We start from the raw sequence: 22,727 nt of genomic DNA, 5'->3' as shown, positions 1-22,727 counted from the left end.
TCAGGCCTTATTTGACGCCGCCCAGCATGCCTTCGACAAAGCGGCGCTGGAGCAGGAAGAAGACAAGGACGGTGGGCAAGGTCGCCAGCACATTGGCGATCATGATCAGCCCGTAATCCGGGGTATAGGCGGTGGCCAAGGAGGCGACGGTCAGGGTGATCGTCTTCATCTCGTTGGTTTGCAGCACGATCAGCGGCCACAGATAGGCGTTCCAGTTCGTCATGAACAGGATGATCATCGCCGCCGCATAGGTCGACCGCATGACGGGAATATAGATGAACCAGAAGATCTGATGCTCTTTCAGCCCGTCCAGCTTGGCCGCGTCGCGCAGTTCATGCGGGAAGCTTTTGGTGTTCTGCCGGAAGTAAAAGATCATGAAGATCGAGGCCACGCCCGGCGCGATCATGGCGATATAGGTGTTGATCAGCCCCGCCCCCGAAAACATGACGAACAGGGGGATCATCATGGCCGCAAAGGGCACCGACAAAAGCAACAGCAGCCCGGCAAAGACCCGGTCCCGCGCCTTGGAGGCAAAGATTTCAAAGCCATAGCCCGCAAGCGACGACACGACCAAGGTCAGCGCCGTCCCCGTGATCGCCACGAAGAACGAGTTGAAGAACACCCGCCCCGCATCGACCAGTTCAAAGAACTTGGCGATGTTGACGAAAAGGTTGGTGCCGGGCAGGAACCTGCCCCCCGTGATGTCATTGGCCGTGTTGGTCGCGCCCGTGACCATCCACAAAAAGGGAAAGACCGAGATAAAGGCCGCAAGCCACATGCCAGCTTGCGCCACGACAGAGATAAGACGGTTCATTTTTCCCTCGCAAGCCGGAACTGCGCCCAGGACAGAAGCCCCACAAGGATCACGATGACCCAAGAGATCGTGGCGGCATAGCCGAAGGAGGGCATGAAGCGGAACGTCAGGTTGTAGATATACAGCGAAAGCGTCAGCGTCGCATCGGCGGGACGGCCGCCCTGACCCTGGCTTGCGGTGATGTTGTTGACCTCGTCGAACAGCTGCAGCGTGCCGATGGTCGACAAAACGGTCGTGAACAAGATCACATGGCGCAGCATCGGAATGGTGATCTTGAAGAACCGCGCCCGGGCCGGAACGCCGTCGATGCGGGCGGCCTCATAGATCGAAGGGTCGATGTTTTGCAGCGCGGCCAGGTAAAACACCATGTTATAGCCGGTCCAGCGCCAGGTGATCGCCAGGATGATCAAGACCTTGGCCCAGAACGGATCGTTCATCCAAGGGATCGGATCGCTGATGATATGCAGGAAAAGCAGCGCGTCATTGACCACGCCATCCTCGGCGAACATCGACTTGAACAGCACCGAATAGACCACAAGCGAGGTCACGCAGGGCAAAAAGATCGCCGTGCGCAAAACCGCCCTGCCCCGCAGCCGCGGGTTGTTCAAGGCGACGGCAAAGACCAGCGCCAGGATGATCATGATCGGCACCTGGATCGCCAGGAAGGTCAGCGTGTTGCCAAGCGCATGAAGGAAGATCGGGTCCTTCGTCAGCCGCTCGACATTGGCGAAGCCGCCGAATTTGAAGTTCATCCCCTTGCCGGTCATGAAGCTCATATAAAGCGACCAAAGGATGGGATAGATCATGAAAAGGCCAAGAAGCGCCAGCGCCGGGGCGGTAAAGGCCCAGCCGGTCAGGTTCTCGCGCCGGGTCAGAGTCTGCATGGCTCCCCCTGTGTGACGAGGCCCCGTCTTGATGCGGGGTCATGAAAAGATCGGCGCTCCCGCGGACGGAAAGGCCCCCCCGACATTGCTGCCGGAAAGGCCCACTCCGGGAGGAGTTTACTGGATCTGCTGCGCGATTTGCGCGTCGATCGCTTCGATTGCGGCGTCGATGTCGCCACCGTCGATCAGGCCCGGCAGTTGGGCGGTCACGGCGGCGTCAGCCTCGTTGGTGAAGATGCCGTAGTTGACGCCCGGGATGGCCGCTTGCCAATCCGAGAAGTCCTTCCAGACCGACTGGCCGCCGAAATACGCGTCGGCCGCCGAATAGGCCTCGCCGTCGCGGGCGGGCAGATAGGCGGCAAAGGCGCCCTGGCCGACCAGGATCTTCTGATAGAAGTCCACGTCAGAGGCCCAGACCTTCTGCAGGAAGTCGATGGCCGCATCCTTGGACGGCGCCGAGGACAGCACATACCAGGACGACCCGCCCAGGTTCGAGGCATGGCCCGCACCTTCGACGCCCGCCAGCTTCGGAATGGGCGCCACGGCCCATTTGCCGGACATGTTGTTGCCCTTGATGCCGCCGGTCATCCACACGCCGGTGAAGACGCCCGCCACGTCGCCGTTGTTGAAGGCGCCGGTATAGTCGCCCCAGCCCGAGACCGACTTATACAGGTTCTGGTTCTTCAACATGCCGACCCAAGAGGTCAAGGCTGCCTTGAAGACCGGATTGTCCTTGATGTTGGCGGTGCCATCGGCGTTGAAATACCACGAACCGGCCGATTGCAGCATGATGCGGATCGCGCCAGCGTCATTCATGTCCACCGACAACAGCGGCTTGCCGGTGACTTCCTTGACCTTGTCGCCAATGGCCGACAGCTCTTCCCAGGTGATGTCCTTCAGGGCATCGGCCTTGTAGCCCGCCTGCTCCAGCAGGTCCGAGCGGTAGAACAGGCCCGTCACGCCCGAATCGAAGGGCAGCGAATAGGTCTGACCTTCGACGGTGGCAAGTTCGACCTTGTATTTGGCGAACTGGCTGTAGTCGATCTTGTCGGTCAGCGGCTCGAAGGCGCCGGGGAAGGACAGCAGATACTTTTGTGCGCCGTAGTCTTCGATCAGAACGATGTCCGGCAGGCCCTCGGTGGTGCCCGAAGCCAACTGCGTCTGCAGCTTGGTTTCCAGGTCGCCCTTGGCGAAATCGACGACGGTGATCTTGGTGTCGGGGTTGGCGGCGGTGTAACGGGCAATCGCCTCGTTCATCGCGGCGCCGTTGAACTCGGGCGCCCAGCACCAGACGGTGATGTCAGTGGCCAGCGCCATGGTGGCGGTGATCAGCTGGATGCCGGCGACAGCCAGCACGCCCTTGAAGGCGGTCATTTTCATCTTTGGCTCCTCCCAAATCGCGGGGCTCCTCCCCCGCTGTTCGATCAGGCTAGCGCAGGTAAAATCGTCTGGCAAGTTTTTAGTAAAAATTTTCCGCTGCGTTGCGGCAAGTTTCGGCCGGAAAACGACATTTACAGCTTGGCGCTGCGGCGCCAGATCATCTTGGGGGCGAGTATCGTGCGCTTGGGCGTGGTGCGGCCCTGGATTCGCTCCATCAAAAGGTCAACGGCGGTTTCGCCGATTTCCTCGGAGGGCAGGCGCATGGTCGACAGCGGCGGGTTCATGAATTGCGCGACCGAAATGTCGTTGAAGGACACGACGGCGATGTCGCCGGGGATCTTCAACCCCATCTCGTGAATGGCGCGGTAGGCGCCCACCGCCATATTGTCATTGCCGCAGACCAAAGCGCCGGGCCGGTCGGGGCGGGCCAGGACGGTCTGGGTCAGGCGATAGCCCGAAGCCTCGGTGTTCCAGTCGGTCAGGCAAATGTCGGGGTCATAAAGCCCGGCCGCGGTCATCCAGTCGATGAAAGCGGCGCAGCGCTTTTCGCGCGCCTTGATCGCGCCGGCGCGGTCATGGTCCCACCAGCCGACGAAGCCGATGCGACGATGCCCCATGGCAATCAGCGATTTCAACAGTTTGCGCATGGCGCCGGTCACATCGCTTTCGACCGCGTCCAATTCGTCATCCTCGGGGGCGAAATCGGCACAGACCACATGATGGGCATGGGTCTTGAGCCAATCAAGCTCTGCCGCGTCATGCAGGCCGATGCAGATCAACCCCGACGTCTGGTCGAAGATCTTGGGCTCCGGCAGGCTGTCGGCATGGTAGATCTTGACAGTCTCAAGCTTCAGGGCGGCGGCGCGGGTCTCGATCCCGAGGCGGAGGCCGACGTAATAGGGGTCGGCCAATTCCTGATCGGGACGCAGGAAATGCATCAACGCGATCTTGGGCGCAGCCTCGGTGGCCTTGGCGCGTTGGCGGGCGCGGGGCGTGGCGTAGTTCATCGCCTCGGCCGTTTCGATGATCGACTGGCGGGTCTGCGGCGAGACCGACAGCGTCTGGTCGAAGTTCAGCACCCGCGAAACGGTCGCCTGACTGACGCCCACGGCATTGGCGATCTGTTTGAGCGTGACCATCGGCGATCCCTGCGCATGAATGGCCTTGCATGGCACGAAGGGGCCCCCTTCTGCAACCGGGCATCGGGCGGGATATCACCGCCTGAGGCGCCGTTTCCGTGCGCCCAAGCATCTGGAGGGGGCGACAGTGGACAGGCTGGCTTGTCTTTTTCCAATATTATGGGGTGCGGGTTAGGAACACACGCCCATTCCCCTGCGCTTATGCAACATTCCGCAGGTTTCGCCCGCCCTTGCCCTCCAACTCGGCCATACCCTTGGCCATGGCGCTGGAATGGGTCTGCAATTCGTCGCCCGCCGCCGAAATCCGTGAGGCGAGATTGGCATTGTGGCGCGCCTGAGTGTCCAGCGAACTGACCTCTTCCTGAAGGCCCTGCAGTCCCTGCCCCTGTTGCCGGATGCTGTCGGTGATGTCGGTGACAAATCCCGCAGCGCGCTGTGCGCTGGTGATCAGGCTTTGCAAAGCCTCTGTCGTCATGTCGACCTTGCGGGTGCCCATTTCGACATTGCCCTGGCCCTGGTCAATCAACCCACGGATTTCGCGCGCCGATTCGGCAGCGCGCTGTGCCAGCGCCCGCACTTCGGAGGCCACGACCGCAAAGCCGCGACCGGTGTCGCCCGCCCGTGCGGCCTCGACCCCGGCGTTCAGGGCAAGAAGGTTGGTCTGGAAGGCGATGTTGTCCATGACTTCGACGATTTGCCGGATCTGCCCCGTGGACTGCTGGATCAGGCCCATGGCCTCGACCACCTGGGACAAAAGCTCGGTCCCGCGTTCGACCTCCATCCGGTTTTCCTGCATGGCGTCATCGGCTTGCGAGGCCAGCGTGATCGTGGCCCCCAGACTTTGGCTGAGCCCGGTGAAGCCGCTGCGCGCCCGGCCCAGCAAGGCGACCTGCTCTGCCGCCGAGCTTTCCAGCGCCCCCGCCGTGGACAACAGCGACCCGCCCGAGACCTGCACCCCCCGCGCGGCCTGGGCCACCGTGGTCACAGCCAGGCTCAACCGGCGGCTCAAAAGGTTCAAGGCATGGCCAACCGATTGATACTCTTGCGGGAAACTGTCGCTCGCAATCTCGTGTCCGTAGTCGCCCGCGGCCAGATCGGTGATGCTTTCGATCAACCGAGACACGGCCTGGGACTGCGCCGTTTGTTCGGCCGAACGGCTGACCAAAAAGCCCTCGGCCGTGCTGCGCGCGGCCTCTGCCGCGGCAAGGACCTGGGCCTGGACCGTGAAGATCGAGGCCAGGACATAAGTCAGGACGCCCAGGGCAATCCCCTCGGACAAGAGAATCACCGCATGCATCACAACGCGACCGAAATCGGCTGGCCCGACAAAGACCAGTTCGGTCATGAGATAGTTCAGCGCCAGGTGATGGACGGCAACGAACGCGACATAGGCCACGATCGCAGGCCAACTGCACAGCGCGCCCAGGATGGCCAGGGCCGCAAAGAAATACATGTGCATGTCGGCCTGCCAGGGATGCCCCTGCATCAGGCCCACCAGGATCGCCACCTGCGCCCCATAGACCACCGCGAAGATCAGGTGACTGGTCGCGGCATGAGGACGGCGGACGGCCAAAAGCTCGACCAGGGCGGTCAGCACAAAGGTCGCGGCGACCGGAACCACGACCCCGTCCCCCAGAACCCAAGCCAGAACCGCCACAAGCGGCACATGCAGCCACATCAGCCATCCCAAGCCACGGGCGACACGGCTTCGCAGGGTTTCAAGCGTCAAAGTCATGAGCGAACCTTTTCAACAGGCGCAGTTTCATCCGGCACCTTTTCCGTCGTCACGGAGCCCGGAACTTCGCAGCCCGGAATCAGGCTTGCGTCCAACATAAACAGGGAACCGGCCCGCAATCGAGCCAAGGCATCAGGCGCGCCCGCGCCATCGACGACAATCAACAGCCCCCCAAGCGCCAGGCGGACGATCGGCAGACCAGAGCTTTCGACCCGCTTCCACCCGTCAGACGAGGCGATCAGGGCCACGCGGGTCGAACCGGCATGAGCCAGGGCCGCCACGCCCATCGTGGCCGCCAAAGCCACGAAGCTGACGAAGAAGACGGCAAAGATCGGCAGAATCTGTGCGATGCGCTGTTTCATCCCTCTGGTCTAGACCAAGGGTGTTGACGCCCGCCTAATGTCTAAAATGCGCGCTATTTCGCCCGACGCAAACGCCGCACCAGGGCTGCATCGACGGCGGGGGTGACGAATTTCGACACATCCCCGTTCAACCGACAGATTTCCTTGACCAATTTCGACGCGATCGCCTGACGTCGCGCGTCGGCCATCAGGAAAACCGTCTCGACCGAGGCATCCATCGCCCGGTTCATGCCGACCATCTGGAACTCATATTCGAAATCCGCCACCGCCCGCAGGCCGCGGATGATGATCCCCGCCCCCACATCGCGGGCGCAGTCGATCAAGAGGTTTTCAAAGGGGTGAACGACGATTTCGCCCCCCACCCGGGCCGAGATTTCGCGGCATTCCTCCTCGACCATGGCGACGCGCTCTTCCAGCCCGAAGAGCGGCGCCTTGTCACGGTTGATCGCCACGCCGATCACCAAGCGGTCCACCAAAGCCATGGCCCGCTGGATGATGTCGATATGGCCCAGCGTGATCGGGTCGAACGTGCCAGGATAAAGACCGATGCGCATCAACGCCCTCCGCATTTTTTCCGCAGTGCAGCGGAAAGCGGCCCCAAGCGCAAGGGGCAATTCTGCGCCCCCGATCAAGCACCCCCGATCAAGCACCCCCGATCATGCGCCCCGGATCATGCCCTCCAAAGCGTCCTTTTCATGTTGCAGATCGGCCAGCCGCGCCTTGACCACATCGCCAATCGAAATCAGGCCGACCATCTGCCCGGCCTCGACCACAGGAATATGGCGAAAACGGCCCTGGGTCATCAACTCCAGCACCCGGTCCGCCGTATCCGAGCGGGTGCAAGTCGTCACCTGCGCCGTCATCAGGCTTTCCACCCGGTCGGCCAGGCAGGCCGCGCCGCGCCGCCCGATTTCGCGCACCACATCGCGCTCTGACACGATCCCCGCCACCTCGCGCCCGTCACGTGACACGATGATGGCCCCGATGCGCCGCGCCGATAGCGTTTCGGCCGCCTGAGCCACGGTCGACCCTGGCGCCAAAGTGACGACCCCATCGTCGGATTTCGATTTCAGGATATGACTGACAAGCATGGACACCTCCCTTCCAATCCGTTCAGGCTGCGCCTCACGCAAGATTCCGTCAATCCGTAAAATTTCAACGCAACTTTATTCTGCGCCACACCCTTCCAGCCGTGCCATCTCGGCCCGCGCCCCCGAGGTCAGCAGCGCCGCAAAACGGTTGAGCCGCGCAACCCGCCCATCATCGGCATGGCGGATCAGCCAAAAGGCGCGCTTCAGGCTGATCACTTCGGGCAGGACCCGCACCAGCTCGGGCGCAGCGGGAAGCGCGAAGTCATGCACCACCCCAAGCCCCGCCCCCTGACGCAGAAAATTCAGCTGCACCGACACCGAATTCGAGGCCAAGGGCGGCGGCGGCACGCCGATTTCGGCCAGGTAATCCAGCTCCTTGTCAAAGATCATGTCGGGGATATAGCCGACAAAACGGTGGTCCTTCAGGTCCTCACGCGCAAGGATCGGCGCATGTCCCGCCAGATAGTCCCGACTGGCCGCCAGATGCAGCCGGTAATCGGTCAACTTCTGCACGGTCAGCCGCCCCGCCTCGGGACGCGAGACCGCCACAGCCATATCCGCCTCGCGCTTGGACAGGTTGAAGACCCGCGGCAGGGCCACCAACTGCACCTCCAGCCCGGGATTGGCGTCACAGATCCGCGCAATCACTTGCGGCAGAAGGTAATTCGCGCAGCCATCCGGCGCGCCAAGCCGGATCTGCCCCGTCAGCCCCTCCGGCCCCCGCAAAGCCTCGGTCGCGCCATCGAAAGCCGCCTCTGCCCGCTCGGCATGGGGCAAAAGCCGCGCGCCCTCTTCGGTCAGCCCGTAACCCTGGGGCGACTTGACGAACAAACGCCGCCCGAGGTCCTCTTCCAGCCGCACGACGCGCCGCCCGACCGTGGCCGGATCGACCTTCAACCGCCGCCCCGCCCCCGACAGGCTTTCCGCCCGCGCGACAGCCAGAAAGACCCGCAGATCGTCCCAATCCATTTCATCTTTTCCCAAATATCCACGGGGATTTTCAAGGGGCCCGTGGGCCCCTTGAAGCAGGGGGGTGCGGGGGGGCGGCAGCCCCCCCGCTGGTTCGGAGAAGACGCCGACCTTTGCATCCCTGCAAAACCCCTTTGCCGAACTTCCGCTTCCCTCGGCATTTCCGCAAGGGTAAAACCGCATGAACCCAAAAGGAGACTCTCATGACCGACATCGGCCACTGGATCAACGGCAAGCTCGTCCCCGGCACCTCCGGGCGCTTTACCGAGGTCTTCAACCCCGCCACCGGCGAGGTTCAGGCCCGTGTGGCCCTCGCCACCGTGGCCGAGCTGAACGCCGCAGTCGCTGACGCCGCCAAGGCGCAGATCAAATGGGCCGCCACCAATCCGCAGCGCCGCGCCCGCGTCATGATGGCCTTCGGCGCGCTGATCAACGCCAACATGGAAAAGCTGGCCGAGATGGTGTCGCGCGAACATGGCAAGACCATTCCCGACGCCCGCGGCGACGTCCAGCGCGGGCTTGAGGTCATCGAGGTCTGCATGGGCGCCCCGGCGCTCCTGAAGGGTGAGGCGACCGACAACGCCGGCCCCGGCATCGACATTTACTCGATGCGTCAGGCCCTTGGCGTGGTCGCAGGCATCACGCCCTTCAACTTCCCCGCCATGATCCCCCTGTGGAAAATGGGCCCGGCGCTGTCGTCCGGCAACGCTATGATCCTGAAACCCTCCGAGCGCACGCCCTCGACCTCAATCTTCCTGGCGCAACTGCTGCAAGAAGCGGGCCTGCCCGATGGCGTGTTGCAGGTCGTCAACGGCGACAAGGAAACCGTCGACGCGATCCTGGACAACGACACCATTCAGGCTGTGGGCTTCGTCGGATCGACCCCCATCGCGCAGTATATCTATGGTCGGGCTGCGGCCAACGGCAAGCGCGCCCAGTGCTTTGGCGGCGCCAAGAACCACATGATCATCATGCCGGATGCCGATCTGGACAAGGCCGCTGACGCCCTCGTCGGTGCCGGTTATGGCGCGGCGGGCGAGCGCTGCATGGCGATTTCGGTCGCGGTGCCGGTGGGCGAAAAGACCGCCGACCGCCTGATCGAAAAGCTGCTGCCGCGAATCGAAAAGCTGAAGGTCGGCCCCTATACCGCCGGCGATGACGTCGACTTCGGGCCGGTGATCACCGCCGCCTCGCGCGACCGGATCAAGGGGCTGATCAACTCGGGCGTCGATCAGGGCGCAAAACTGGTCGTCGATGGCCGCAACATCAACATCCAAGGCTATGAGAACGGCTTTTACGTCGGCCCGACGCTGTTCGATGACGTGACCACCGACATGGACATCTACAAGCAAGAGATCTTCGGGCCCGTCCTCTCCGTTGTGCGCAAGGGCACCTACGAAGAGGCGCTGAACCTGGTGATCGACAACGAATACGGCAATGGCACGGCGATCTTCACCGCCGATGGCGACACGGCGCGCGACTTCGCCAGCCGCGTGAATGTCGGCATGGTCGGCATCAACTTCCCGATCCCGGTGCCGCTGAGCTACTACACCTTTGGCGGCTGGAAAAAATCGGCCTTTGGCGACCTGAACCAATACGGCCCGGACGCCTTCCGGTTTTACACCAAGACCAAGACCGTCACCGCCCGCTGGTTCTCGGGCATCAAGGACGGCGCCGCGCTGAATTTCAAAGCGCTGGACTGAACGAAAAAGGGCCGCATCCCCGGGGATGCGGCCCTTTCTTTATCCCATATGCCTTACGACTTGCGGCGACGCAGACCGACAAGACCACCCAGGGCGCCCAGGAACATCAGACCCGAGGCCGGCAGCGGCACGGTCGGAATCGGCGGCAAGACGGGCGGCACATAGCTGACAAAAGAATCCGACCCGTCTTCACAGCCCGGCAGGTTGATCCCCTGGACATGCAGGCCGAACCGCAGGGCCCCGGACTGCAGCCCGGCCAGAACCTGAGCATAGGTCCCACCGAACTGGAAGGTCGCGTAGTCCCCCGGCTGGACGCCTGCCGAAGACCCGCCCTCCATCATGTAACGAGCCGTGGCGCCGAAATTGATCAGATTTCCTTGCGCAAAACCGCCACTGGTCTTGTATTTGAACTCGGTCCGGTAAGACAGGCTGTCCTTGTAGGCGCTGGATTCGCCGCTCAGACGATTGCCCGGCTCATCGTCGATGAAAATCGACCCGATGAAATAGCTTGCGTTGGCAGCGGCGCTTTTGATCTTGATCTGCACCTTCTGCGTAAAGCGGGTCGACACATCCGTCAGTTCCAGAGAGAACCGACCAACAAGGCTGTCGCCAGAGGTGTCACCACCCGCGATATTGGCGAAACCGATGGTCGCCGCCTGACCCTGGCTTGCCAGGATCATCAGACCAAGGGCCGTCGCCACATTCCGTAAAATCTTCATAACTCACCCCATTCGCGCTACAGACCGACATCAGACCTCAATTTTGACAAAAAGTCTTTTGAAATCGCCTCTTTTCGGTCATATTGCAATTCAGGGTTGCATCGGAAATCCGCGAAGAAGCCAATAAGGGTGCCCAGGTTGGATTCTGTCAAGTCAGCCGGAACGACCTGCACTTATTGTCTCCAGTTTCGCAACAACGCGCGAATCACACAGAGGTTCAGCTTGCCTGCCAAGTGCGCTGGCGATGCCGCCGCATGATTTGCGCCGGCCAAGGAACCCCTGCCTGCGCGATGCGGATGCGGGGCCTGAAGTCCCCAAGCCGGACCACGATGCCAATGAAACTCACCCCCTGATGCGAGGCCGCGACACGGCCCGGCGACCTATTCCGCCGCCACAGGTTTCGGCTTCAACATCGGCGCAAGGTAGCGCCCGGTATGGGAGGCCGCGACCTTGGCCACATCCTCTGGCGTGCCGACCGCGACGATCTTGCCGCCGCCATCGCCGCCCTCGGGGCCGATGTCGATGACCCAATCGGCGGTTTTGACGACGTCCAGATTGTGTTCGATCACCACAACCGTATTGCCCTGATCGACCAGCGAATGAAGCACTTCCAGAAGTTTCTTCACATCCTCGAAATGCAGGCCGGTCGTCGGTTCATCCAGGATATACAAGGTCTTGCCCGTGGCGCGCCGCGCCAGTTCCTTGGACAGCTTCACCCTTTGCGCCTCGCCACCTGACAGGGTCGTCGCCTGCTGGCCGACCTTGATATAGCCAAGACCGACCTCGCACAGCGCCTCCATCTTGTCGCGGATCGCGGGGACGGCGGCAAAGAACTCGCGGGCGTCTTCGCAGGTCATGTCAAGAACGTCGGCGATGCTCTTGTTCTTGAACTTGATTTCCAGCGTTTCGCGGTTGTAACGCTGGCCCTTGCAGGTCTCGCAGGTGACATAGACGTCGGGCAGGAAGTGCATCTCGATCTTGATGACGCCGTCGCCCTGGCAGGCCTCACACCGGCCGCCCTTGACGTTAAAGCTGAAGCGGCCGGATTGATAGCCGCGCGCCTTGGCCTCGGGCAGGCCCGCGAACCAGTCGCGGATCGGCGTGAAGGCGCCGGTATAGGTCGCCGGATTGCTGCGCGGGGTCCGCCCAATCGCGCGTTGGTCAATGTCGATGACCTTGTCCAGATGTTCAAAGCCCTTGATCGTCTCGCAAGGCGCCGGCGTCTCATGCGCGCCGTTCAGCCGCGTGGCGGCGGTCTTGAACAGGGTCTCGATGGTCAGCGTCGACTTGCCGCCGCCCGACACGCCCGTCACGCAAACGAACTTGCCCAGCGGGAATTCGGCGGTGACGTCTTTCAGGTTGTTGCCCGTGGCCTTGACCACCGTGACCTTTTTCCCCGAGCCCTTGCGGCGCTCCTTGGGCACTTCGATGGCCCGGCGGCCCGACAGATATTGCCCCGTCAGGCTGGCCGGATCGGCGGCGACCTGCGCCGGCGTGCCGTGGGAAATCACCCTGCCGCCATGCACCCCCGCCCCCGGGCCGATGTCAAAGACGTAATCCGCCTCGCGGATCGCATCCTCGTCATGTTCGACGACCAGAACCGTATTGCCTTGATCGCGCAGGTTTTTCAGCGTGGTCAACAGCCGGTCATTGTCACGCTGATGCAGCCCGATCGAGGGCTCGTCCAGCACATAAAGCACCCCGGTCAGGCCGCTTCCGATCTGGCTGGCCAGCCGGATGCGCTGGCTTTCGCCGCCCGACAGCGTGCCCGCATTGCGCGACAGGGTCAGGTAATCCAGACCCACATTCACCAAAAACCCCAGGCGCTCACGGATTTCCTTCAGGATCGCCTTGGCAATCTCGTTCTGCTGGCCGGTCAGGGTCTCGGGCACCTGAAGCGTCCATTGATGCGCCTCACGGATCGACATTTTCACGACCTGCCCGGCATGGACACCGGCGATTTTCACCGCCAAAGCCTCGGGGCGCAGGCGATAGCCCGCGCAGGTGCCGCAAGGCCGGTTGTTCTGAAAGCGCTCCATCTCTTCGCGTGACCAGGCGCTGTCGGTCTCTTTATACCGCCGCTCCATGTTCGGGATCACGCCTTCAAAGACGCGGTCCACCTGATAGATGCGGCCCGCCTCGTCATAGCGGAAGGTGATTTCCTCGCCCTTGGAGCCATAGAGGAAGACATCCTGCACCTTTTCGGGCAGATCCTTCCACTTGGTCTTGCGGTCAAAGGCGTAATGCGCGGCCATCGCCTCCAGCGTCTGGGTGAAATAGGGCGACTTCGACTTGGCCCAAGGCGCAAGCGCGCCCTGCATCAGGGTCAGGTTCTGATCGGGCACCACAAGGCGCGGGTCAAAGAACAGCTCGACCCCCAAGCCGTCGCAGGCCGGACAAGCGCCAAAGGGGGCATTGAACGAGAACAGCCGCGGCTCGATCTCGGCGATGGTGAAGCCACTGACCGGACAGGCGAATTTCTCGGAATAGGTGATGCGTTGGCCTTCGCCTTCGGCGGGCGCGGTTTCGATGATGGCGATGCCATCGGCCAGGTTCAACGCGGTGCGGAAGCTGTCGGCCAGTCGGGTTTGGAGGCCCTCGCGCACCACGATGCGGTCGACGACAACGTCGATGTCATGGCGCAACTTCTTGTCCAAAGTCGGCGGCTCGTCCAGATCGTGAAAGGCGCCGTCGACCTTGACGCGCTGAAACCCCTGTTTGCGCAGGTCCAGGAACTCTTTCTTATACTCGCCCTTGCGGTCGCGGATGATGGGCGCCAGCAGATAGGCCCGCGCGCCCTCCTCCATCGCCATGACGGCGTCGACCATGTCCTGAACCTGCATCGCGGTGATCGGCAGGCCGGTCGCGGGGGAATAGGGGATGCCGACGCGGGCGAACAACAGGCGCATATAGTCATAGATTTCGGTCACAGTGCCCACGGTCGAGCGCGGGTTCTTGGACGTCGTCTTTTGTTCGATAGAGATGGCCGGGCTAAGGCCGCTGATGTGATCCACATCAGGTTTCCCTGCCATATCAAGGAATTGCCGCGCATAGGCCGAAAGGCTTTCGACATAGCGGCGCTGCCCCTCGGCATAGATCGTGTCAAACGCCAGCGAGCTTTTGCCCGAGCCCGACAGCCCGGTGATCACCGTCAGCTTGTCGCGCGGGATATCGACATCCACCCCTTTGAGGTTATGTTCGCGCGCCCCGCGCACCGAGATGAACTTCTGATCCATTGCCGCCCCCTTGGCCCCTGCGCAAGATAGGGCGAAAGGCCGGGCTTTCCAACCGGAAAATGTGAACATTGGGTGAACGGATGGCGGGCCGCCGAAAGATTCCGCAACCCGGAGCCGGGCTTTACAAATTCAATCCTTCGAATATATATGACGCGTCCCAAACCGGAGGTTCAAGATGCCCACCCCTGCCCCGCAGCCCTCTTTGTCCGATATCATCGCCCTTGCCGCCCGGGGCGAGGTCACGCTTCTGGATGTGCGCGAGGCGGCCGAGCTTGCGGCCTCTGGCACGGCACACGGCGCGCTGCATATCCCGCTGTCTTTGGTGCCGATCAAGGCCGACCCCAAGGCGCCGGATTTCGACGCGCGTCTGTCCGGGCGGCCCATCGCCGTGTTCTGCGCGGCGGGCGCAAGGGCGGGGCAAGCGGTGCAAATCCTGAGCGGGATGGGCCTTTCGGCTTGGAACATCGGCGGCTTTGGCCAATGGGCTGCGGCGGGTGGGCCGGTCGTCAGGCTTTAAGCCGCCGCCGCGCCTGCAGCGCATGAAGCGCGATCCCCAAGACGGAAAACCCGAACAGGAACAGCGCCAGGCCGCTGACCCCGGCCTTTTGCATCAACCAGGCCAGGATCGGCGTCCCCGTCGTGGTCCCCAGATTGCCAAGCTGCGCAATCGCCCCCGCCGCCCGCGCGCGGTCTTGGGCGGCGGGGTTCAGTTGCGGGATCGAGGCAAAAGAGGCGCCCTGCACCAGCCCCAATGCGCCCGCCACGACCAGCGCGGGCGCCAGGGCCGCCGCCGTCCCCCACAGCGGCCACAGGAACAGGCTCGCCCCTGCGGCCAGGGCAAAGCCCGCCTGCACCTGATGGACCGCCGTGATCCGCCCCAAAAGCCAGACGCCAAAGGTCAGCGACAGGCCGATTGACACCAGCGGCATGGCGACCGCGGCAAGCGCCCCCTGCGGCCCCATCGCTGCGGGCATCAGGGTCAGGATCGCCACGTAAGTCACGGTATAACATACGAAACCCGTGGCGGGCGCCGCAACGAAGGGCGAGCGATAGATGGCAAGATGGCCCGCCCAAATCCCCTCCGCCCGCGGCGCGCCCACCGCAACATCGCGCGGCATCAACCGCCACAGGACAAGGGCACAGCCCAGCATCCACAGCGCATGCCAGTGGAAAAGCCCCGCGATCCCATGGGCTTGCAAGATCCCCGGCCCGACCCAGGCCAGAACGGCATAGGTCAGACCAAAGAACGAGCTCCACAGCGTCATCGCAGCGCCCTGCCGCGCGGGCGGTGCGGCTTGGGCAATCGCCACCGGCCCCACGACCACGATGGCCAGATGCGACACGCCCTCGGCCAGCCGCGCCAGCATCATCAGTGGAAAGGGCGGCAACAGGCTTTGCGCGGCCGAAACCAGCGCGCCCAGCACCAGCGCCGCCAGCATCGCGCGCCGCGCGCCCACCCGCGCCACGATCAGCCCCGCCGTCGTCCCGAAGACCAGCCCCACCAGGCCCACGACCGAAACCATCAGCCCGATGGCCACCGCGCCCTGCCCCTGATAGGCCGCGCCAAGATCCTGAAACGCCACGGAAATCTTGCCGAACTGCGCCGCGGCCCCAAGCCCCGCGCACCACAAGGCCAATATCAGAACCCAACTGCGCATCTGTGCCCCCGAACCTGCGCGGCAGACTGCCCGACAATGCCCGACGGCGCCAGAGCTGCGGACATGAAAAAACGCCCGAGCCTTGGCCCGGGCGTTTTTGCGAACTTCAATCCCTCAGGCGCGCTTGCGACGACGCAGAGCGGCCAGACCACCCAGGACGCCGCCCAACAGAAGCCCCGCTGCCGGGACCGGAACCGCCGCAATCGACACATTGTCCAGAGCCGGCCCGTAAGCCGAGTTGTTCAGGCTGGAAAAGCTCAGCGTCGCGGTCGGGCCGGTTGCCGTGAAGGTGTAAGTCCGCTTGACCCAACCCATCGCGGCCTTGGAATTGCTGCCATCGTTGTTGAAGGAATAGACGATCTGGCTCGCCCCGGCGGCCTGAACATTGATGTATTTCGTGCCGCCCTGATCCGGGTTGCCCGCCAGATAGAAGCTGACCTTGTAAACCATGTTGCTGACCAGTCCGGTCAGGACCTGCGAGACCGAACCCGGCCCGCCGCCGCTGAGGTCGACGCTGTGACCATCCGCATCGGCTGCCTGCCAATAGGCGTTGATCCAGTCGACGCTGGTGCCGCCGACAGTCCAGCCACCGATCGTGGTGCTGCCATTCCCAAGGGTTGCAAATTGCCCCATGAAGTCGCCATCAAACCCACCGTTCACGACCGTCGCAGCCTGCGCGCCGCCTGCAAGGGCCAAAGCCAATGTCGTCGTTGCCAAGATCTTCTTCATATTCACCACCAATTAACTTTCGTTAACACTATCTGAAAGCCGCCGCGCGCACAAGAAACCTGGAGCTTCTCGATTATGCTGCACCTGCAAAGGCTTGAGTCCAGGGGCGCAACACCTTTTGCGAATCGCCCAATGAAAAAGCCCGCCGAAGCGGGCTTTCTTGTGCATGTGTCAGGCCTTCTGGCGCCTGTCTTAGGCTTTCTTGCGCCGACGCAACATCGCCACGCCACCCAAAGCCGAGAGCAAAAGCCCACCCGCCGCCGGAACCGGAACCGCAGTCACCGACACGTTGTCCAGGATCGGACCGCCGTTGTCATTCGGCGTGTTGCCGGCATCGGCAAAGGTCAGGACGGCAGAGGTCCCGCCCGCGATGAAGGCAAAGCGCAGATGCAGGAAGGTCGAATTGCCCGACGCGATCGGCGGGCCATAGCTGCCCGACAGAGTGCCGATCGAATAGCTGAGCTTCTCGTTGTTGCCCGAGCCATTGTTGAAACCGACGTCAAAGTCCAGGGCATAGCTTGCCCCGGCGACCAGACCGGTCAGGGTGGTGCTGATCGAACCAGCAACCTGAGTCGAGCCGTTCATGTCGATGTAATTGCCCGCACCATACCAGGCAAATTGGCCGTCGCCGATGATGTCCACCGAACCCGAGTTCAGAGTCCAACCCAGCGGGGTCGTATTCAAGCCATAGTTGTTCGCGTCGAAATTGTCAGAGAAAACCGTCGTCGCGTTGGCCGACATGCCCAACAAGGACAGACCAAGCGCCAGAGCCAAAGTTTTTTTCACGTCACACCCCAAAGATACCACATTCGTTAACTTTTGCCACAATCTCGCGATTCGGTCAACGGGGTGAGGCCGCATCCGCCTTTGGACGGATGCGGCCCGCCTTTCAAATGTGCAGAGCGCGGCCATAGGCGTCGAGCACCGCCTCATGCATCATCTCGGACAGGGTCGGATGCGGGAAGACGGTGTTCATCAGGTCTTCTTCGGTCGTCTCCAGCGCGCGGCCGATGACATAGCCTTGGATCAGCTCGGTCACTTCGGCGCCGATCATATGGGCGCCCAGCAGCTCGCCGGTCTTGGCATCGAAGATCGTCTTGATGAAGCCCTCTTGTTCCCCCAGCGCGATGGCCTTGCCGTTGCCGATAAAGGGGAAACGGCCGACCTTGATGTCAAAGCCCGCCTCTTTCGCCTTGGCCTCGGTCATGCCGACGCTGGCGACCTGGGGATGGCAATAGGTGCAACCGGCAATCGAGCCCGGCTTGATCGGATGCGGATGGCCGCCCGCGATCAGTTCGGCCACCATGACGCCCTCGTGGCTGGCCTTGTGCGCAAGCCAGGGCGCGCCAGCGATGTCGCCGATGGCGTAAAGCCCCGGAACGCCGGTGCGGCAGTATTCATCCGTCACGACATGGGTGCGGTCGATCTTGACGCCCAAGACTTCCAGCCCCAGGTTTTCGATGTTGCCCACGATACCCACGGCAGAGATCACGGTGTCGAAATCGGCGGTGACGGTGCCCTTGGCGTCTTCCAGATGGGCGGTGACGCCGACGCCGGGCTTGCGATCCAGTTTCTTGACCGTGGTCTTTTCCAGGATCTTCATGCCCTGCTTGACGAAGGCCTTCTTGGCGAAAGCGGACACTTCGGCGTCTTCGACCGGAAGCACGCGGTCCATGACCTCACAGACCGTGACATCGGCGCCAAGCGTGTTGAAAAAGCTGGCGAATTCGATGCCGATGGCGCCCGACCCGATGACCAGCAGACGCTTGGGCATCCGTTTCGGTTGCAGCGCATGGCGATAGGTCCAGACCAGGTCGCCGTCGGCCTCCAGCCCCGGAAGTTCGCGGGCGCGCGCACCGGTGGCGAGGATGATTGCGGGGGCGGTCAGCTCTTCGACGCCCTTGGCCGAGGTGACATGAACGACGCCGGCCTTGGGCAAGGTCGCATCGCCCATAAAGACCGTGACCTTGTTCTTTTTCATCAGGTGGCCGATGCCGCCCGACAGCTGTTTGGCCACCCCGCGCGACCGCGCAACGACGGCGTCGAGGTCAAAGGAGGCGCCCTCGACCTTCAGGCCGAATTCCTTGGCGCGGTGCATCAGGTGAAACACCTCGGCGCTGCGCAACAGCGCCTTGGTCGGGATGCAGCCCCAGTTCAGGCAGATGCCGCCAAGGTTTTCGCGTTCAATGATCGCGACCTTTTGGCCGAGTTGCGCGGCACGGATCGCGGCCACATAGCCGCCGGGGCCTGCCCCAATCACCACCACATCGAATGTCTGGGCCATCTCATCCCTCCCTTGGCAAGATAGTTTGCCATTAAACTACATGGTCGCGGCCTGCAACGACAGGCGCGCTGTGACCCTATGCGTCGCCTGCATGGCTAAGAGCCTTGACCACGGCGCCGTAACCACCCTCGGCCAGATAGCTTTCCTCTTCGGGGGTCGATATCCGGCCCAAGGCCGCGTTGCGCGTTGGAAAGCGGCCAAAGCGGCGGATCACCTCGGCATGGGCGCGGGCGTGAAGCGCCATGTCGGGGTCAGATCCCAGTCGTTCTTCCATCAGGCGGATGGCGGTGGCCTGATCCTCCGGGTCCTCGGAATGTTCGAAGGGCATATAGAAAAACTGCCGTTCCGGCTCGGGCGCGCCAAGGTCCCAACCCTCAGTCAGGGCGCGTTTCGCCGCAGCCAGCGCCAAGGCGTCGGTCGCAAAGGCCAAAGCGGTGCCGCGGTGGATGTTGCGCGGGATCTGGTCGGTCAGAATCAGAAAGGCCAGGCTTCCCACCGTGCCATCCGCCCAGTGATCCAGGCCGCCCTCGCGCGCGGCCTGCCACAGGTCCGCGAAAATCATGCACAGCGCATCGACCTCTTCGCCCCCGGCATACCAGCCTTCGGGGCCGATCTGCCCCAGCCAGAAGTCCAGAACCGCTATCGGATCATCCATGGGCGCCCCCTTTTTCGTGACCCTGACAGGTTCCGGCCGGTCGTGCAATCAGCCCCGCGACCGGCGCGGGTCCTTCTCCATCACGGTGCCCACGGCCAGCGAAGAGGCGTTGGGCGACAGGCCCATGAAGCCCGAGTTGTGCGGCGAGGCCCGGCGCGACACCCGCCAGGCGGCATAGACCCCCAGCGCCAGAAAGAGCCCGCCCAGGAACAGGAAATAGCCGCCCCGGCCCACGACCCCCATCAACCACCCCGAGGCCAGCGGCCCAAAGATCGCGCCAAAGCCGTTCAAAAAGATCAGACCGGAACTGGCCCCCGGCATCTCTTCCTTGGACAGGTGGTCGTTCGTCAGGGCGATCAGCAACGAATACAGGGGGTTGATCATCCCCCCCAACAGCAGCGCCACCACAAGGATCAGCGTGAAGGGCAAGGGCACAAAGGCCGCCACCGCCATCACCCCGGTGGCAAAAAAGGACAGGACCATGATCAACTTGCGTCGGTCCATCCGGTCGCTGACCCAGCCCACCGGATATTGCAGCGCCAAGCCCCCGATATACAGCGAGGCGCCAAAGGCCGCGATCTCTTTCAGGGTCAGCCCCGACATCGCCCCCCAGACCGAGGCCATGCCGAACATCCCCGCGAAAATCCCCCCCGTCAGCAGCATCCCCACGCAGCCCAGCGGCGAGGTCGTCCACAGCTTTGCAAAGGGCATCCGCCGCGCGTCATCAAAGGTCGGCGCGGGCGTGTCGGCCAGAAGGATCGGCATGAAGGCCAGCGACACCAGGACCGAGGGGATGATGAACAGCCCGAATCCCGAAGGGTCGCCCAGCGCCAAAAGCCCCTGGGACGCGATGATCCCCAGCATCTGCACGATCATATAGGCCGACAGCGCCTGGCCCCGCGTCTCGTTTGTCGCGGTGTTGTTCAGCCAGCTTTCGGCGGTGACGTAAATCCCGCTGAAGGAAAACCCGATGATGACGCGCATGACCGACCAGGCCTGCCAGTCCAGCCACAGCGGATACAGGATCAAGACGGCCGAGATCAGCGACCCCAGCGCCGAAAAGACCCGCACATGGCCCACCCGCCGGATCATCGAAGGCGCCATCCGCGACCCGAACAGAAATCCCGCGAAGTAAGACGACATCACGACCGACAACTGAAAGGTCGTGAACTCTTCCATCGCGCCGCGCACACCCAAAAGCGTGCCCTGAACGCCGTTGCCGACCATCAAGAGCATCACGCCCAACAGCAGGGGCCAGGAATGGGCCAGAACCTTCAGCATCTCGCGCCTCGTTTTTTGTGACTTAACACCAGAGTGGTTAACCAAACCCTGACGCGATCCGTCCGCATCACGCAAGAACTGCCACGCCCTGATTCGCCTTGCCCGCGCGATTGCGGCGTCTTTGCGGCAAATCCGCCGAACCACCGTTCACGCGCCAACAACAGTCCGCACCCGCGCCCCGGGATTGTTTTCGTTAAAATCCGTTAACCACGGTTTTGACAGATTTGCTTTGGTTACACGGCAAATTTGAGGCAAATGGACCTCGGTGGGGTTCATATCTCGGGCGGAATTGTGTCCGGCCGGGAGTTTGGTGAGGGCTCTGCCATGTTCCGTTCGCGGTTCGTCTCGTTTTGCCAAGGGTTTCGTCGTGACGAAGAGGGCGCGCTTTACGTCCTTGGCCTGATCATGATGACACTGATGCTGATGATGCTCGGCTTTGCCGTTGACCTCATCCGGTTTGAAAACACCCGTGTCCGGCTGCAGAACACCCTGGACCGCGCCACGCTGGCGGCGGCCTCGCTGGAGCAGACCCAAGACCCCGAAGCCACCGTGCGCGACTATATGTTGAAGGCCGGCATCCTGGACCAACTGGGCGATGTGCAAGTGACCGAGGCGCTGAACGAACGCATCGTGCGCGCCACCGGCATCGCCCCCACCAATCCCCGTTTCATGCCGATGATCGGCATCGACAAATTCGACGCCAAGGGCAAGTCCCAGGCGCAACAGGCGATCGACAACGTGGAAATCGCCTTGGTGCTGGACGTCTCGGGCTCGATGTCGGGCGAAAAGCTGGTCAAGCTGAAAGAGGCCGCGACCGAATTCGTCGACACCGTGCTGGAGGGCGACACCCACCACAAGGTCTCGATTTCCATTGTGCCCTATAATGCCCAGGTCAATATCGGGCCGGACCTGAAGACCGCCTTCAACCTGATCCATGACCCCCTGGTCACCGATGTGAATTGCGTCGAGATCCCGGACGCCGCCTTTGGCGCGCTGGCAATCCCCACGGGGCTGGAGATCCCGATGATGGCCTATGCCGACATCGCGAATGGCACGAACCGGACCCATGCGGCCGTGTCGCCGCTTGATCCCAGCTTTGCCCTTCCCAACTATTCCAGCGCCTTTTGCAAGCCCACGACGGCCAATATCGTCCGCCTGCCCTCGGGCAATGCCGATGTGCTGAAGGCGCAGATCAATGCGCTGCAGGCGGGGGGCAACACTTCGATCACGCTGGGGATGAAATGGGGCGCCACGATGATTGATCCCAGCCTGCGCACCGCCTATTCCGGCTTTATCGACGACGGCAAGATGTCGGGCGACTTTGCGGGCCGGCCGTTTGCCTATGGCGACAATGTGCAAAAGGTCGTCATCCTGATGACGGATGGCGAGCATGTGCAGCACTACCGTGTCACGGATGGCTATAAGACCGGCCCTTCGCCGATCTATCAGGCGGCCGATGGGCGCTATTCGGTGAAGTTCGTCACGGGGCGGCCGGCGGCGGCGGGGGCAAATCAGTTCTATGTCCCGCATCTGAACACCTGGCAGGCCACCGCCTGGAACAACGGCTCCCAGCAAGACTGGCGCCAGGTCTGGACCAAGCTGCGCCTGTCCTATGTGGCCTGGCAGTTCTATGCCCGCCCGCTTGGCAACGGCAACACCGGGCGGACCAATGTCTACAACGCCCAGGTTGCCACGATGCAGTCGCTTTATGCCGGCGCCGATGCCACCTCGGCCATCAACGCGATGGACAATTCGTTGCAAGCGACCTGCAACCAGGTCCGCGCCCAAGGCGTGCTGCTTTACGGCATCACGGTCGAGGCCCCGGCCCATGGCAACGAGGTCATCACCGACTGCGCGACCTCGGACTTCACCTTTGTCGCCGACCGCGACCAGATCCGCGACGTCTTCCAGACGATCGCCGCCAACCTGACTGCCCTGCGGCTGACCCAATAATCCCCTCCCGGCCTTCGCCACAATTGGCGCGAATGTGCAAGCTTTGCCCGCATTCGCGCCACATTTCCGCCGAATAGGAAAACGAAGGTAAACGGGTCGGATTAGGCCGACACAGGTCCGGGATTCGAAGTGATC

General features: G+C 62.7%; 20 protein-coding genes. 3 read left to right on the top strand and 17 right to left on the bottom strand.

Annotated elements, in window-relative coordinates; translation table 11 throughout:
* Window positions 1-7: 7 nt before the first annotated feature.
* The 9 genes from NX862_RS02230 to NX862_RS02190 form a co-directional block, all read right to left on the bottom strand.
* Window positions 8-814, bottom strand: a complete 807-nt coding sequence (locus NX862_RS02230) for a carbohydrate ABC transporter permease (RefSeq protein ID WP_264492241.1) — start codon at window positions 812-814, stop codon at window positions 8-10.
* Window positions 811-1,698 carry a carbohydrate ABC transporter permease gene (locus tag NX862_RS02225; protein WP_264492240.1) on the bottom strand — a complete coding sequence of 296 codons (888 nt, stop codon included), beginning with the start codon at window positions 1,696-1,698 and terminating at the stop codon, window positions 811-813. The genes NX862_RS02230 and NX862_RS02225 overlap by 4 nt, the downstream gene beginning before the upstream one ends.
* Before the next feature lie 117 nt (window positions 1,699-1,815).
* On the bottom strand, window positions 1,816-3,078 hold the full coding sequence (locus NX862_RS02220) for an ABC transporter substrate-binding protein (RefSeq protein WP_264492239.1): 1,263 nt from the start codon (window positions 3,076-3,078) through the stop codon (window positions 1,816-1,818).
* Between the two features lie 131 nt (window positions 3,079-3,209).
* Window positions 3,210-4,217: a LacI family DNA-binding transcriptional regulator gene (locus NX862_RS02215; protein ID WP_264492238.1), complete on the bottom strand. Its 1,008-nt coding sequence runs from the start codon at window positions 4,215-4,217 to the stop codon at window positions 3,210-3,212.
* Window positions 4,218-4,416: 199 nt separating this feature from the next.
* A complete protein-coding gene (locus NX862_RS19360) occupies window positions 4,417-5,952 on the bottom strand; it encodes a methyl-accepting chemotaxis protein (RefSeq protein ID WP_319800858.1) in 1,536 nt (511 codons plus the stop codon).
* Window positions 5,949-6,314: a hypothetical protein gene (locus NX862_RS02205; protein WP_264492237.1), complete on the bottom strand. Its 366-nt coding sequence runs from the start codon at window positions 6,312-6,314 to the stop codon at window positions 5,949-5,951. The genes NX862_RS19360 and NX862_RS02205 overlap by 4 nt, the downstream gene beginning before the upstream one ends.
* A gap of 53 nt (window positions 6,315-6,367) precedes the next feature.
* Entirely contained in the window at window positions 6,368-6,868 is a 501-nt protein-coding gene (gene coaD / locus NX862_RS02200) for a pantetheine-phosphate adenylyltransferase (protein ID WP_264492236.1), read from the bottom strand.
* Between the two features lie 102 nt (window positions 6,869-6,970).
* A complete protein-coding gene (locus NX862_RS02195) occupies window positions 6,971-7,405 on the bottom strand; it encodes a CBS domain-containing protein (protein WP_264492235.1) in 435 nt (144 codons plus the stop codon).
* 75 nt (window positions 7,406-7,480) lie between these two features.
* Window positions 7,481-8,374: a LysR family transcriptional regulator gene (locus tag NX862_RS02190; protein WP_264492234.1), complete on the bottom strand. Its 894-nt coding sequence runs from the start codon at window positions 8,372-8,374 to the stop codon at window positions 7,481-7,483.
* Between the two features lie 203 nt (window positions 8,375-8,577).
* Between NX862_RS02190 and NX862_RS02185 the strand changes: the two genes are divergently transcribed.
* Complete coding sequence (locus tag NX862_RS02185; RefSeq protein WP_264492233.1) at window positions 8,578-10,077, top strand: CoA-acylating methylmalonate-semialdehyde dehydrogenase; 1,500 nt, start codon at window positions 8,578-8,580, stop codon at window positions 10,075-10,077.
* A gap of 53 nt (window positions 10,078-10,130) precedes the next feature.
* Here the strand turns inward: NX862_RS02185 and NX862_RS02180 are convergent, their stop codons facing one another.
* Entirely contained in the window at window positions 10,131-10,796 is a 666-nt protein-coding gene (locus tag NX862_RS02180) for a VPLPA-CTERM sorting domain-containing protein (protein WP_264492232.1), read from the bottom strand.
* Between the two features lie 380 nt (window positions 10,797-11,176).
* Window positions 11,177-14,032 carry an excinuclease ABC subunit UvrA gene (uvrA, locus tag NX862_RS02175; protein ID WP_264492231.1) on the bottom strand — a complete coding sequence of 952 codons (2,856 nt, stop codon included), beginning with the start codon at window positions 14,030-14,032 and terminating at the stop codon, window positions 11,177-11,179.
* Between the two features lie 175 nt (window positions 14,033-14,207).
* On the opposite strand from uvrA, the gene NX862_RS02170 reads away from it, so the two are divergent.
* Complete coding sequence (locus NX862_RS02170; protein ID WP_264492230.1) at window positions 14,208-14,549, top strand: rhodanese-like domain-containing protein; 342 nt, start codon at window positions 14,208-14,210, stop codon at window positions 14,547-14,549.
* Here NX862_RS02170 and NX862_RS02165 read toward each other — a convergent pair.
* From NX862_RS02165 to NX862_RS02140, 6 genes are all read right to left on the bottom strand, one after another.
* A complete protein-coding gene (locus NX862_RS02165; protein ID WP_264492229.1) occupies window positions 14,539-15,690 on the bottom strand; it encodes an MFS transporter in 1,152 nt (383 codons plus the stop codon). The two genes, NX862_RS02170 and NX862_RS02165, sit on opposite strands and share 11 nt — an antisense overlap.
* Window positions 15,691-15,804: 114 nt before the next feature.
* Complete coding sequence (locus NX862_RS02160; RefSeq protein ID WP_264492228.1) at window positions 15,805-16,419, bottom strand: choice-of-anchor C family PEP-CTERM protein; 615 nt, start codon at window positions 16,417-16,419, stop codon at window positions 15,805-15,807.
* 192 nt (window positions 16,420-16,611) lie between these two features.
* Window positions 16,612-17,205 (bottom strand): DUF642 domain-containing protein, encoded by a 594-nt coding sequence (locus tag NX862_RS02155; protein WP_264492227.1) that lies wholly within the window; start codon window positions 17,203-17,205, stop codon window positions 16,612-16,614.
* Window positions 17,206-17,308: 103 nt separating this feature from the next.
* Entirely contained in the window at window positions 17,309-18,703 is a 1,395-nt protein-coding gene (gene lpdA, locus NX862_RS02150) for a dihydrolipoyl dehydrogenase (protein ID WP_264492226.1), read from the bottom strand.
* Between the two features lie 76 nt (window positions 18,704-18,779).
* Entirely contained in the window at window positions 18,780-19,358 is a 579-nt protein-coding gene (locus tag NX862_RS02145; protein WP_264492225.1) for a DUF924 family protein, read from the bottom strand.
* Between the two features lie 48 nt (window positions 19,359-19,406).
* The gene (locus NX862_RS02140) at window positions 19,407-20,639 is read right to left on the bottom strand and encodes an MFS transporter (protein ID WP_264492224.1); all 1,233 of its coding nucleotides are present in this window, start codon (window positions 20,637-20,639) and stop codon (window positions 19,407-19,409) included.
* Window positions 20,640-20,963: 324 nt separating this feature from the next.
* Between NX862_RS02140 and NX862_RS02135 the strand changes: the two genes are divergently transcribed.
* Window positions 20,964-22,592 carry a vWA domain-containing protein gene (locus NX862_RS02135; RefSeq protein ID WP_264492223.1) on the top strand — a complete coding sequence of 543 codons (1,629 nt, stop codon included), beginning with the start codon at window positions 20,964-20,966 and terminating at the stop codon, window positions 22,590-22,592.
* The last annotated feature ends 135 nt before the right edge of the window (window positions 22,593-22,727 follow it).

Origin of the sequence: Stagnihabitans lacustris, from assembly GCF_025950525.1 — a bacterium.
In the GTDB taxonomy this organism is placed as follows: domain Bacteria; phylum Pseudomonadota; class Alphaproteobacteria; order Rhodobacterales; family Rhodobacteraceae; genus Stagnihabitans.
The sequence above is the reverse complement of the archived record's forward strand: the minus strand, read 5'-3'. Positions and strand labels throughout refer to the sequence as shown.